At 74.0% G+C, this 12,456-nt stretch carries 10 protein-coding genes; 6 read left to right on the top strand and 4 right to left on the bottom strand.

Going from position 1 to position 12,456, the window contains the following annotated elements:
• Positions 1-97: 97 nt before the first annotated feature.
• Complete coding sequence (locus AB0883_RS05485) at positions 98-508, bottom strand: DUF5319 domain-containing protein (RefSeq protein WP_132230961.1); 411 nt, start codon at positions 506-508, stop codon at positions 98-100.
• Between the two features lie 186 nt (positions 509-694).
• Here AB0883_RS05485 and guaB point away from each other — a divergent pair, with 186 nt between their 5' ends.
• The 4 genes from guaB to AB0883_RS05465 all read left to right on the top strand — a co-directional run bounded on the left by guaB (position 695) and on the right by AB0883_RS05465 (position 6,496).
• Positions 695-2,257 carry an IMP dehydrogenase gene (gene guaB, locus AB0883_RS05480; protein ID WP_366639669.1) on the top strand — a complete coding sequence of 521 codons (1,563 nt, stop codon included), beginning with the start codon at positions 695-697 and terminating at the stop codon, positions 2,255-2,257.
• 30 nt (positions 2,258-2,287) lie between these two features.
• The gene (locus tag AB0883_RS05475; protein ID WP_366639667.1) at positions 2,288-3,406 is read left to right on the top strand and encodes a GuaB3 family IMP dehydrogenase-related protein; all 1,119 of its coding nucleotides are present in this window, start codon (positions 2,288-2,290) and stop codon (positions 3,404-3,406) included.
• A 49-nt stretch (positions 3,407-3,455) separates the two neighbouring features.
• Positions 3,456-4,865 carry a M1 family metallopeptidase gene (locus AB0883_RS05470; RefSeq protein WP_366639665.1) on the top strand — a complete coding sequence of 470 codons (1,410 nt, stop codon included), beginning with the start codon at positions 3,456-3,458 and terminating at the stop codon, positions 4,863-4,865.
• A gap of 173 nt (positions 4,866-5,038) precedes the next feature.
• Positions 5,039-6,496, top strand: coding sequence for a M1 family metallopeptidase (locus tag AB0883_RS05465; protein WP_366639663.1), 1,458 nt, complete (start codon positions 5,039-5,041; stop codon positions 6,494-6,496).
• A 65-nt stretch (positions 6,497-6,561) separates the two neighbouring features.
• Here the strand turns inward: AB0883_RS05465 and AB0883_RS05460 are convergent, their stop codons facing one another.
• Positions 6,562-7,680: an LCP family protein gene (locus tag AB0883_RS05460; RefSeq protein ID WP_366639661.1), complete on the bottom strand. Its 1,119-nt coding sequence runs from the start codon at positions 7,678-7,680 to the stop codon at positions 6,562-6,564.
• A gap of 136 nt (positions 7,681-7,816) precedes the next feature.
• Between AB0883_RS05460 and AB0883_RS05455 the strand changes: the two genes are divergently transcribed.
• Positions 7,817-9,514 carry a GMC family oxidoreductase gene (locus AB0883_RS05455; RefSeq protein WP_366639659.1) on the top strand — a complete coding sequence of 566 codons (1,698 nt, stop codon included), beginning with the start codon at positions 7,817-7,819 and terminating at the stop codon, positions 9,512-9,514.
• A 112-nt stretch (positions 9,515-9,626) separates the two neighbouring features.
• Here the strand turns inward: AB0883_RS05455 and AB0883_RS05450 are convergent, their stop codons facing one another.
• Positions 9,627-10,742 (bottom strand): Brp/Blh family beta-carotene 15,15'-dioxygenase, encoded by a 1,116-nt coding sequence (locus tag AB0883_RS05450; protein ID WP_366639657.1) that lies wholly within the window; start codon positions 10,740-10,742, stop codon positions 9,627-9,629.
• Positions 10,720-11,418 (bottom strand): bacteriorhodopsin, encoded by a 699-nt coding sequence (locus AB0883_RS05445; RefSeq protein ID WP_366639655.1) that lies wholly within the window; start codon positions 11,416-11,418, stop codon positions 10,720-10,722. The genes AB0883_RS05450 and AB0883_RS05445 overlap by 23 nt, the downstream gene beginning before the upstream one ends.
• 213 nt (positions 11,419-11,631) lie before the next feature.
• Here AB0883_RS05445 and AB0883_RS05440 point away from each other — a divergent pair, with 213 nt between their 5' ends.
• Positions 11,632-12,456 carry a bacteriorhodopsin gene (locus AB0883_RS05440; RefSeq protein ID WP_366639653.1) on the top strand — a complete coding sequence of 275 codons (825 nt, stop codon included), beginning with the start codon at positions 11,632-11,634 and terminating at the stop codon, positions 12,454-12,456.

The following is a 12,456-nucleotide window of genomic DNA, read 5'->3' as shown; positions in this document are numbered from 1 at the left end:
AGCCGGGCGGCGGCCTGAGCCTCACGGCACGCCGGAAGGCCTCGGCGCGCGGAGCCGGGCGGGCGGGCTGAGCCCACCCGGTGCGGCCCCGGCCGCCTCAGCGTTCGGCGTCGGGCTCCTCGTCGGCACCCTCGGTCAGGGTGTCGTGCACCCCGTCGGCGTAGCCGCGGGCGTAGTCCCAGGTGACGTAGTGGTCCGGGTCGGGGTCGTAGGCCGGCTCGTGCACCCGGGGCCGCCCCGAGCTGAGCAGGTGGCGAAGGTTGCCCCGCAGCAGGTCCCAGTCGAAGTAGTGCGGCTCCCGGCAGTCCTCGCACTCGATGACCAGCCCGCGCACCCCGATCGGCGCCAGCAGCGCCTGGTAGATCTCCAGGTCGGCGAGATCCTCCAGCACGTCCTGTCGCTCGACGTCCGTCAGCGGGTCGAGTGGGGCGTCGTCGCCCGGATCGTGCAGGCCGGCGGCCGGATCAGCCGGGTCGCCGTTGAAGGGGTCGATGGGCTCGTCGTGCACCCCCTCACCGTAGACCCAACGCCAGGGCCGCGTCCGCCCCCGGCCGTCGGTGACCTGGGCCGCCACCGGCCGGGAGCGCCGCGGGTCGGTGGGTACGATGGGACGACGCGCCCGTCACCCGGCGTGTGCCGGTGCCCGCCCGCGCCACCTCGCTGAAGCCCGTCCGAGCAGCTCAGGGGAGCAATCGTGGAATTTTCGCCCAGCACCGATCTTCCGGCCGGCGCCGACAGCGGCGAGCTGGGCGGCCACCTGCCGGAGCTGCCCGCCGGCTCCGCCCGGGTGGTTCCGCTCGGGTTGACCTTCGACGACGTGCTGCTCCAGCCGGGCGAGTCGGACGTGGTGCCCAGCCGGGTCAACACGGTGACGAAGCTGACCCGCAACATCAACCTGTCGATCCCGCTGCTCTCCAGCGCGATGGACACGGTGACCGAGGCCCGGATGGCGATCGCCATGGCCCGCCAGGGCGGCATCGGCGTACTGCACCGCAACCTCTCCCTGGAGGACCAGGCGCTCCAGGTCGACCTGGTGAAGCGCTCCGAGTCCGGCATGATCACCAACCCGGTGACCGCCAGCCCCGACGACACGCTGCGCGACGTCGACTCCCTCTGCGGGCGCTACCGCATCTCCGGGGTGCCCGTCGTGGACGGCGAGGGCCAGCTGGTCGGCATCGTCACCAACCGCGACATGCGGTTCGTCTCCGACCCGGCCACCCCGGTCCACCAGATCATGACCCGTACCCCGCTGGTCACCGCCCCGGTCGGGGTGAGCAAGGACGACGCCCTCGAACTGCTGCGCCGGCACAAGGTCGAGAAGCTGCCGATCGTCGACGACTCGGGCCGGCTGCGCGGGCTGATCACGGTCAAGGACTTCACCAAGAGCGAGCAGTACCCGAACGCCACCAAGGACGACGCCGGCCGACTGCGGGTCGCCGCCGCCGTCGGGGTGGGCGACGACGCCTACAAGCGGGCCCGGGCGCTTGTCGACGCGGGCGTCGACGTGCTGATCGTGGACACCGCGCACGGCCACCAGCGGGCCGTGCTGGACATGGTCCGCCAGCTCAAGAAGGACGTGACGATCGACATCGTCGGCGGCAACGTCGCCACCTACGCGGGCGCCCGGGCGCTGGTCGAGGCGGGCGCCGACGGCGTGAAGGTCGGCGTCGGGCCGGGCGCGATCTGCACCACCCGGATCGTCGCGGGCGTGGGCGTACCGCAGATCACCGCGATCATGGAGGCCGCGCGCGCCGCGCGCCCGGCCGGCGTCCCGGTCATCGGCGACGGCGGCATCCAGTACTCGGGCGACATCGCCAAGGCGCTCGTCGCGGGCGCCGACACGGTGATGCTGGGCAGCCTGCTGGCCGGTTGCGAGGAGAGCCCCGGCGAGCTGATCTTCATCAACGGCAAGCAGTACAAGGCCTACCGGGGCATGGGCTCGCTCGGCGCGATGCAGTCCCGGGGCCAGGGCAAGTCCTACTCCAAGGACCGCTACTTCCAGCAGGACGTGCTCGCCGAGGACAAGCTGGTCCCCGAGGGCGTGGAGGGCCAGGTGCCCTACCGGGGCCCGCTGTCCGCGGTCGCCCACCAGCTCACCGGTGGGCTGCGCGCGGCGATGGGGTACGTCGGCGCGGAGAGCATCCCCGAGCTGCACCGCCGCGGTCAGCTCATCCGGATCACGGCGGCGGGGCTCAAGGAGAGCCACCCGCACGACATCCAGATGACGGTCGAGGCGCCCAACTACCACTCCCGCTGACCATCCCCCCTGCGACAACTGGAGTCCCCCATGCGTGACGTGGTCGAGATCGGGCTGGGCAAGACCGCGCAGCGCGGCTACCACCTGGACGACATCGCCATCGTGCCGAGCCGCCGCACCCGGGACGTCGACGACGTCTCCACCGCCTGGCAGCTCGACGCGTACCAGTTCGGCATCCCCTGCGTCGGGCACCCCTCGGACGCGACGATGAGCCCGGCCTCCGCCGTCCGGCTCGGCCAGCTCGGCGGCCTCGGCGTGCTCAACGTCGAGGGCCTGTGGACGCGCTACGAGAACCCGACCAAGGTCCTGGATGAGCTGTCCGGGCTCGACGAGGACGCCCGCACCACGAAGCGGCTCCAGGAGGTGTACGCGGAGCCGATCCGCCCCGACCTGATCGCCGAGCGGGTCCGCGAGCTGCGCGCCGGGGGCGGCACGGTGGCGGTGCGGGTCTCCCCGCAGCACACCCTGGCGCTGGCCCCGGTGATCCTCGACGCCGGCGTGGACATCCTGGTCATCCAGGGCACCATCGTCTCCGCCGAGCACGTCTCGACCACCGACGAGCCGCTCAACCTCAAGGAGTTCATCGCCGACCTGGACCTCCCGGTCGTCGTGGGCGGCTGCACCGACTACAAGACGGCGCTGCACCTGATGCGTACGGGCGCGGCCGGCGTGATCGTCGGCATCGGCGGCGACGAGTGGTCGACCACCGAGTCGGTGCTGGGCATCCGGGTGCCGATGGCGACCGCGATCGCCGACGCGGCGGCGGCCCGCCGGGACTACCTCGACGAGACCGGCGGCCGGTACGTGCACCTGATCGCCGACGGCGACATCCAGACCTCGGGCGACATCGCCAAGGCCCTCGGCTGCGGCGCCGACGCGGTGATGCTCGGCGAGCCGCTGTCGCTCTGCGCCGAGGCGCCGGCCGGCGGCGCCTGGTGGCACTCCGCCGCCAGCCACCCGTCGCTGCCCCGGGGTGCGTTCGAGACCGCCGGTGACCCGCTCGGCTCGATGGAGCAGCTGCTCTTCGGCCCTGCCGACGAGCCGGACGGCCAGCTCAACCTCTTCGGGGGCCTGCGCCGCGCGATGGCCAAGTGCGGCTACCGCGACCTCAAGGAGTTCCAGAAGGTCGGCCTGGTCCTCGACCGCTGACCTGCGCAAGCAGCACCATCCGCACCGGCCGCGCCGATAGGCTCGGCCGGTGCGTCGTACCCGCCGTCGGATCCGCCCCGCGCTCGCCGTCGCCGTCGTCGCGGCCCTGGTGTTCGCGGCCTGCACCGAGGGCGACGAGCGGGGCGGCTTCCGGCCGGGGGCGGCCGACCTCGCCGACCCGTACGTGCCGGGGGCCGGCAACGGCGGCTACGACGTCGCGGGCTACCGGCTCGCCGTCCGCTACGACCCGGCCACCGACCGGCTCTCCGGGCGGGCCGCGCTCACGGCCACCGCGACCGCCGGGCTGTCCCGGTTCAACCTGGACCTCGCCGGCCTGGACGTGTCGCGGGTGGCCGTCGACGGCCGGCCGGCCGGGTCCGCCCGCGACGGCGACGAGCTGGTCGTCACCCCGCGCGACGGCCTTTCCGAGGGATCCCGGTTCACCGTGGAGGTGGACTACTCCGGCGTGCCGGCGGCGAAGGCCGACGGGCAGCTCGGCAGCGGCGGCTTCCTGCACACCGCCGACGGCGCGATCGCCCTCGGCCAGCCCTGGTCGGCGGCCACCTGGTTCCCGGTCAACGACCACCCGTCCGACAAGGCCACGTACGACATCGAGGTGACCGTGCCGGACGGGCTGGCCGCGCTGAGCAACGGGGTGCCGGGGGAGAGGACCAGCGCCGCCGGCTGGACCACCTGGCGCTGGGCCGAGCGGTCGCCGATGGCCAGCTACCTGACGACCCTGGTGATCGGCGACTACCGGGTGCGCAGCGGCATGCACGCCGGCAAGCCGATCGTCACGGCGGTCCCGGCGAGCCTGCCGGCGACCGGGCCGGAGGCCGCCTCGCTGGCCCGCACGGGCGAGATCGCCGACTTCCTGGCCAGCCGGTTCGGGCCGTACCCGTTCGACTCCTACGGCGGGGTCGTGGTCACCGACGGCCGGATCGGCTACGCGCTGGAGACCCAGTCCCGACCGGTCTACGGGCCGGGCTTCTTCCGTGGCGGGCGGCCCAACCCGGGGGTGGTCGCGCACGAGCTGGCCCACCAGTGGTTCGGCAACAGCGTGGCGCTGAGCCGGTGGAGCGACATCTGGCTCAACGAGGGCTTCGCCACGTACGCGGAGTGGCTGTGGGAGGAGCACGACGGCGGTCGCACCGCCCAGCGCACCTTCGAGCTGGAGTACGCCGCGACCGACTGGTCCCGGCCGTCCGTCGACCCCGGACGGTCCCGGTTGTTCGGTTCGGCCGTCTACAGGCGCGGCGCGCTGGCCGTGCACGCGCTGCGCCGCACGGTCGGCGACGACACGTTCTTCCGCATCCTGCGGACCTGGACCGCCGAGCGGCGCGATGGCAACGCCACCACGGACGACCTGGTCGCGCTGGCCGAGCGGGTCGCCGGGAAGCCCCTGCGTCCGCTCCTCGACGCCTGGCTCGTCGGCGGGAGCGCCCCCGCGCAGCCGTGAGCCGGGCGGGCAGGGCCCGGGCTTCCGGCGGCGCTCGGTAGGCTGCCCGCCGGACCCCGGCGCCGCACCGGCCCGCTTCCGCGCGGCCGGCCCGGGCGAGCGGCACCCGCCGGGCGCGGGTCCGCCAGGGGGCCGCCGGTGGGGCAGCCGGCGGCGCAGGGAGGGACGAGGCGATGACGCTGTCGCGGCGGACGCTGTGCGCGGGCACCGGCCTGCTGCTGGCCGGGACGCTCGGGCTGGCCGGATGCGGGTCGACCGACGAGCCGGCCCCGACCCCGGCCGCCGCCTCGCCCGGGGCGTCGCGCCAGTTCACGCCCGGGGCGGCCGGCGCGGGCGACGAGTACTTCCCGACCTACGGCAACGGCGGGTACGACGTCAGCCGCTACACCGTCAAGGTGCGCTACGACCCGGCGGAGGACCGGCTCACCGGGACCACGATCGTGCAGGCGGCGGCGACCAGCGACCTGTCCGCGTTCAACCTGGACCTGGCCGGGCTGACCGTGCGCTCCGTGACCGTGGACGGGGCCCCGGCGAAGCACGGCCGCAAGGGCGACGAGCTGGTCGTCACGCCGGCCCGGGGCCTGATCGCGGGCAACGGCTTCGTCGCCGAGATCGCGTACGAGGGGGAGCCGGAGCCGCTGCGCAACGAGGCCCTCGGCGTCGGGGGCTTCCTGCACACCGACGAGGGGGCGATCGCGCTCGGCCAGCCCGAGTCGGCGAGCACGTGGTTCCCGGTCAACGACCACCCCTCGGACAAGGCCTCCTACGACTTCGAGATCACGGTGCCGAAGGGGCTGACGGCGGTCAGCAACGGTGTGCCGGCGGGGCGGAGCACCACCGGCGGCTGGACCACCTGGAAGTGGGCCGAGCGCAGCCCGATGGCGAGCTACCTGAGCACCGTCGTCATCGGCAGGTTCCGGATCACCGAGGGCGAGCACAAGGGGCGGCCGGTGTTCCACGCGGTCACCACCGACCTGCCGGAGGGCGCGGCGGACCGGTCGATCGCCGACACGGTCGAGGTGGCCGACTACCTGGAGAGCGTGTTCGGGCCGTATCCGTTCGGGGCGTACGGCGGCGTGGTGGTCTCCGACGCCCGGATCCGGTACGCGCTGGAGACGCAGAGCCGCCCGGTCTACTCCGCGAGCTTCTTCTCCGGCGGCGAGAACACCGGCGTGGTCGCCCACGAGCTGGCGCACCAGTGGTTCGGCAACAGCGTGTCGCTGGCGAAGTGGCAGGACATCTGGCTCAACGAGGGCCTGGCCACGTACGCCGAGTGGCTGTGGGCCGAGCACGACGGCGGGCGCACCGCCCAGCAGGCGTTCGACGCCCGCTACGCCGGCTCGTCCGGCCAGGTGTGGCGGACGCCGCCGGGCGAGCCGGGGGCGGAGAACCTGTTCAGCGAGTCGGTCTACCAGCGCGGCGGGATGACCGTGCACGCGCTGCGAATGGCCGTCGGCGACAAGGCGTTCTTCGAGATCCTGAAGACCTGGGCGGCGCAGAAGCGCGACGCCAACGCGACCACGGCCGAGTTCGTCGCGCTGGCCGAGCGGGTCTCGGGCGAGCAGCTCGACGACCTCTTCGAGGCGTGGCTGTACGGCACGCAGCGCCCCGCCCGCCCCGAGCGCCGGTGACGGCCCCCGCCCGCCCCGAGCGCCGGTGACGGCCCCCCGTCCGTCCCGGGCGCCGGTGACGGTGCTCAGCGCGTGATGCGCAGCTTCGGGTTGGCGGCGAGGTAGGCGTCCGCCCGGCCGGCGCGCAGCTCGGTGAGGAACTTCCGCCCGGTCGACGTGAGTTCCTCGCCCCGGTAGCCGCTGCCCTTGCCGACGCCCGCGCCGGGCAGGTCGACCAGCACGAACCGCTCCGGGGTGAGCCCGCCGAGGGCGTACGCGACGTCCACGACGCGCGGCCCGCCCGCGTAGACCAGGGTGTCGCCGAGCGCGTCGACCACCTGCTGGACGCGCTCCGGCTGCCGGGCCAGGTCCTCGCCGAGGATCTTCGTGGCCAGCGCCTTGATCAGCTGCTGCTGGTGGCGCTGCCGGGCGTAGCCGCCGCCGGTGACGTAGCGCTGCCGGGCGTAGTCCAGCGCCTGCCAGCCGGTGAGGTGCCGCTCGCCCTTCTCGTAGACCATCTGCGGCCCGACGTAGCCCCCGCCGCCCGGCGCGGGCTCCCGGTGCCGGCCGTCGGGGCGGCGGTGCAGCGAGACCACCCGCTGGTCGACGTAGAGGTCCACCCCGCCGAGGGTGTCCACCAGCCGGTCGAAGCCGTTGAAGGTGAGCACCGCGCCGGCGTCGAAGCGCAGCCCCGTGTAGCCGCTGACCGTGCTGCGCAGCAGCTCGTACCCCTGGGCGGTGCTCGGCTGCTTGGGCTTGCCGGGCACCCGGCTGCCGTAGCTCATCGCGTGGGTGAGCTTGGTCCTCCCGCCGCGGTAGCCGGCCTTCGGGAAGGCCGGGATGTCGACCAGCAGGTCGCGGGGGAGGGAGAAGAGGTACGCCCGGTCGAGGCCCTTCGGCACGTGCAGCACCAGCACGGCGTCGCCGTGCGGCTCCCAGCCCGGCACGCTGACCCGGGTGTCCACCCCGACGAGCAGGAGGTTGAGCGGGCCGGTGATGCCGGCGCCCGGCGGCACGGTCGGGCTGGGGGTGGGGCTGGGCTGCGGCGTTTCGGTGCCGCCCGTCGGCCCGATCGCGCGCCGCGGCCCGTCGTCGCGGACGAGCCGGGTCACCACCAGGGCGCCCACGGCCACCAGGACCACGGCCGCGAGGGCGGCCAGCCCCAGCACCCATCGCGGGCGTGGCGCCCCTGTCCGCTGAGTCATGCGACACCCCCCGGTGATGACAACGCCCCGACGGGGGCACCGAGTTGCGGGCGGGCGCCTCCGGATCGCGGACGGGAGCATGATCCCGCGAAATCGGGCGCTGGCGCGATGGCTACCGAGCGGTAATGATGCGGTCATGCGGTACGACGTGCTCGTCATCGGCTCCGGCTTCGGCGGCAGCGTCACCGCGCTCCGGCTGGCCGAGAAGGGCTACTCGGTCGGGGTGCTGGAGGCCGGGCGCCGCTTCGCCGACGACGAGTTCCCGCAGACCTCCTGGCGGCTGCGGCGGTTCCTGTGGGCGCCCCGCCTCGGCTGCTACGGCCTCCAGCGGCTCACCCTGCTGCGTCCGGCCGACCGGAAGGCCGGCGGCGGCGTGCTGGTGCTCTCCGGCGCCGGGGTCGGCGGCGGCTCGCTGGTCTACGCCAACACCCTCTACGAGCCGTTGGACGCCTTCTACACCGACCCGCAGTGGCGGGACGTCACCGACTGGCGCGACGAGCTGGCCGGCCACTACGACCAGGCGAAGCGGATGCTCGGCGCCACCACGTACCCCCTCGTCACCCGCGCGGACCGGGCGATGCGGGCGGTGGCCGACCGGATGGGGGTGGGGCACACCCACCACGCCACCCCGGTCGGCGTGTTCATCGGCCGGCCCGGCCAGCGGGCCACCGACCCCTACTTCGGCGGCGCCGGGCCGGAGCGCACCGGCTGCACGCACTGCGGCGCGTGCATGACCGGCTGCCGGCAGGGCGCGAAGAACACGCTGGTCAAGAACTACCTGTGGCTGGCCGAGCGGCTCGGCGCGCGGGTGCACCCGCTGACCACGGTCACCGCCGTGCGCCCGGCCGACGGCGGCGGGTACGCGGTGCACACCGCGCGCACGGGGGCCTGGCTGCGCGCGCGGCGGCAGGTGATCCACGCCGACCAGGTGGTCTTCGCGGCCGGGGCGCTCGGCACCCAGCGGCTGCTGCACACGATGAAGGCGGAGGGTGCCCTGCCCGCGCTCTCGCCCCGCCTCGGCGAGCTGACCCGGACCAACTCGGAGGCGATCCTCGGCGCCTCGGTGCCCCGCCGGCGGGCCCGCGCCGAGGGGCTCGACTTCACCGAGGGGGTGGCGATCACCAGCTCGTTCCACCCCGACCCGCAGACCCACGTCGAGCCGGTCCGCTACGGCCGGGGCTCGAACGCGATGGGCCTGCTCCAGTCGCTGCTGGTCGACGGCGGGCCGCGCCGGCTCCGCCGCTGGGTGGGGGTCCTGCTGCGCCAGCCCGGCACGGCGGCCCGGCTGCTGTCGGTGCGCGGCTGGTCGGAGCGGACGGTGATCGCCCTGGTCATGCAGTCGGTGGACAACTCGCTGACCACCCGGCTGCGGCGCGGTCCGTTCGGCCGCCACCTGGTCTCCGGGCCGGGTCACGGCGCGCCCAACCCGACCTGGATCCCGGCCGGCAACCAGGCGGCCCGCCTGCTGGCCGAGGAGATCGGCGGTACGCCCGGCGGCGCCCTGACCGAGCCGTTCGACATCCCGATGACCGCCCACATCCTCGGCGGAGCGGTGATCGGCGCCACCCCGGCCGACGGCGTGATCGACCCGTGGCACCGGGTGTTCGGCCACCCGGGGCTGCACGTGGTCGACGGCGCGGCGGTCTCGGCGAACCTCGGGGTGAACCCGTCGCTGACCATCACCGCCCAGGCGGAACGCGCGATGTCCTTCTGGCCCAACAAGGGCGACGTGGACCCGAGGCCGCCGCTCGGTGCGCCGTACCGCCGGTTGGCGCCGGTGGCACCCCGCCTCCCGGCGGTCCCGGCCGACGCCCCCGGCGCCCTGCGGAGGTGACCGGGGCCCGGCGTCCGGTGGAGGTGACCGGGTCCCGGCGCCCGGTGGAGGTGACCGGGGCCCGGCGCCCGGTCAACCGCGGCGGCGGGCACCCCGGCCGGGAAGCAGCCCGTCACCTGCCCGGCGTGGCGGCCCGGGGCCCGCGTCGGTCCGCCCAGGCGACCAGCACCGCGTGCGGGAGGGTCAGCGCGGCCAGCACGGCGAACGTCGCGGGCAGCGGGTCCGCCCGGTGGCCGGGCCAGGTGACCAGGGCGATCAGGGCGGCGAGCGCGACCGCCGTGGGAGCCGCCGCCTGCCGGGCGAAGCGACGCAGCGGCGGTCCGACCCGTCCGGCCGCCAGGTCGGCCGTGTTCCGCGGGTCGTGTCGCAGCAGCCGGGCGACGTGGCGGCAGGAGTGCCAGGCCGCGAAGTACGCCCCGACGGCCAGGGCCGGCGGCACGGTGCCGAACAGCCCGACGAGCAGGACCGGTTGGACGGCGTCGCGGGCTCGTCCCGCTCGAACGTCCCGGAACGCGGTGACCGCTACCGCGCACAGCACCGTGGCCAGTGCCAGCGTCCGCACCTCGTCGGAGAGCAGCGCCGGTGCCTGAGGGGCCACCGCCGCCAGCAACGGGTCGACCTGTTCCCGCCACAGCGCCAACGGCACGACCACCGGCGGCCCCCCGTACGCGAGCACGGACGTCACCGCATCAACAGCGCCAGCGGCGAGCTGACCGACGGCCCTCGGCCGGACCGGCCGGCGGTCCCGCTCGGCGTGGAACGCCACGTCGGCGGTGCCGAAGTGGACGACCGACATGACGAGGAACCCGACCAGCGCCAGGTCCGGCGCGGCCCGGAAAGCCGCCAGCCCGGCACCGGCCACGGCGGTGTAGGCCGCCAGCAGCGCCACCCGTGCCGACAGCGGCCGGGCGCGCGCCGACAGCCAGGCGGGCACGAGATGGTCGACCGCGCCGTGCGGGAGCCCGAGGAGCAGTCCCACGATCAGGAAGCCCGGCGAGCCGCCCAGCCCGGCGAGGCCGAGCAGCGGGGACAGCGCCAGCAGCCCGCCGAGCGCGAGCTGCGAGGTGGTCCCTGCGCGTCGCAGCAGCCGGTCCGGCCGCTCCGGTCCGGTTGCCGTGCCGGTCAGGCGCGGAGGCGGCCGTCGGCGTCGGGTGGGCGCCCGGCCGCCCGCCACCGGCACCGGGGAACCGGCCCCGGTGACCGGTTCAGACGACGGTGAGTTCACCACGGTCGGAGAGGGCGCGTAGCCGGCCGAGATCGAGGATGCTCCAGCCCACCTTCGTCAGGATGGACAGCACGACGAAGAGCAGGCTGGTGGTGGCCGAGCTGATCAGGCCGACACCGGCCGGGCCGATGAACCAGAACAGGGGGTAGCCCACCCAGAGCACGCTGAGCAGCAGCGCGGCCTCCCGGTACACCGCCGCGATCTCCTTCGGTTGGCGGTACGCATGGGTGCGCAGCGGTCCCCAGATCAGGCCGTATAGGCCGAGGAGGGCCAGCACCCCGATCGTGAACAGGGTGTAGCGGACCGCGGCGTCCGCCGTGAGCTCGGCGACCAGCCCGCAGAGGAAGACCAGCAGGTTCATCCCGATGAGGGCGCTCGTCAGTCTCCAGCGGCGTCCGGGCAGGGCGTGCGTCGCGGTCAGCATCAGGGCCACCAGCAACAAGGGGGAGGTGACCGACCAGTCGACGTACCGCGCCCAGTAGAGATCGTGGCCAGCCACCTCCGTGCGCCCGCCGCCGAGCGCCAGGACCAGATACCAGGAACCGGACCAGAGTGGGACCGCGATCGCCACCCGGTACTCGCTGAGCGGAACTCCGCACGGGTCCGCCCGCCATCGGGTGAACAGCACCACCCCGCCCGCCATGGCGGCGACGTACATCCACAGCCACCACTCGGTCATGCCCACTCCTCGGCCGGCTTCCAGGCGGCACCGCGCCCGCCCGGCTGCCGCTTCTGACGATCCGGGCGCACGTCGGCAGGCGCCGCTCCGGCAAGTCGGTGGAGGTTCCGTTCGGGAACTCGGTGCCGTCCAGTGCAGATAACCTATATGCGTTATAAGCCTCTTATCCGGCTAATAGCTCCGGTTTCGCTGCACGAAAGCCGTGAGGTCACCGTGAACGTGGAGAACCTGTTCGGTTACAACGTGGTCCAGTACACGCTGGTGTCCCACGTGCTCACGCTGGGCTACGCGGTGATGGCTGCCGGGCTGCTCTACTTCCTCGCGACCCGCGGCTCGGCGGCACCGCGCTACCAACTCGCATCGGTGCTCTCCGCCGTGGTGATGGTGTCGGCCTTCTTCGAGCTGTGGGTGCTCTCGGAACGCTGGGGCCAGGCGTTCTCGTGGAACGGGACGGCCTACGTCCAGTCGGACGTTCTCTTCTCCAACGGCTACCGGTACATGAACTGGGCGATCGACATCCCTGTCCTGCTGATCCAGTTGCTCATCGTGCTGGGGGTCACCGGTCGGGTGTTCCACCGGACCTGGGCGATGTTCGTCGTCGGCGGCCTCGGGATGATCTACACCGGCTACGCCGGCCAGTTCCACGAGGTGGACCGCTCGGCCCCGTACTGGGTCTGGGGCCTGGTCAGCACGGCGTTCTTCCTGTTCCTGCTCGTCCTGGTGGCCTGGGTGATCTTCGGCAGCCTGGCCCGGCTGCCGGAGTCGGCCCGGAACCTCGCCCGGGCCGTCTGGTGGCTGGTGCTGGCCTCCTGGACGCTCTATCCGGGCGCATATCTGATGCCGGCGATGTGGGACTCCGCCGACGGGGTGGTGGCGCGACAGATCATCTACACGGTGGCCGACATCACCTCCAAGGTCGTGTACGGCGTGTTGCTCGGCGTCATCGCGCGCAAGGTCAGCATCGCCGAGGGATACGCCCCGGCGGTGGAGGACGACGTCGCCCGGCCCCGCGGGGGGATCACCGCGGGGGCGCGGTGA

Source organism: Micromonospora sp. NPDC047812 (assembly GCF_040704175.1).
Taxonomy (GTDB): Bacteria; Actinomycetota; Actinomycetes; order Mycobacteriales; family Micromonosporaceae; genus Micromonospora.
This window is presented reverse-complemented; position numbering and strand designations above follow the sequence as displayed.

What these genes read in the sequence shown, in the direction of transcription:
- AB0883_RS05475 (WP_366639667.1), top strand. Translation starts at nt 2,288, where the DNA reads ATGCGTGACGTGGTCGAGATCGGGCTGGGCAAGACCGCGCAGCGCGGC.
- AB0883_RS05465 (WP_366639663.1), top strand. Translation starts at nt 5,039, where the DNA reads ATGACGCTGTCGCGGCGGACGCTGTGCGCGGGCACCGGCCTGCTGCTG.
- AB0883_RS05460 (WP_366639661.1), bottom strand. Translation starts at nt 7,680, where the DNA reads ATGACTCAGCGGACAGGGGCGCCACGCCCGCGATGGGTGCTGGGGCTG.
- AB0883_RS05455 (WP_366639659.1), top strand. Translation starts at nt 7,817, where the DNA reads ATGCGGTACGACGTGCTCGTCATCGGCTCCGGCTTCGGCGGCAGCGTC.
- AB0883_RS05445 (WP_366639655.1), bottom strand. Translation starts at nt 11,418, where the DNA reads ATGACCGAGTGGTGGCTGTGGATGTACGTCGCCGCCATGGCGGGCGGG.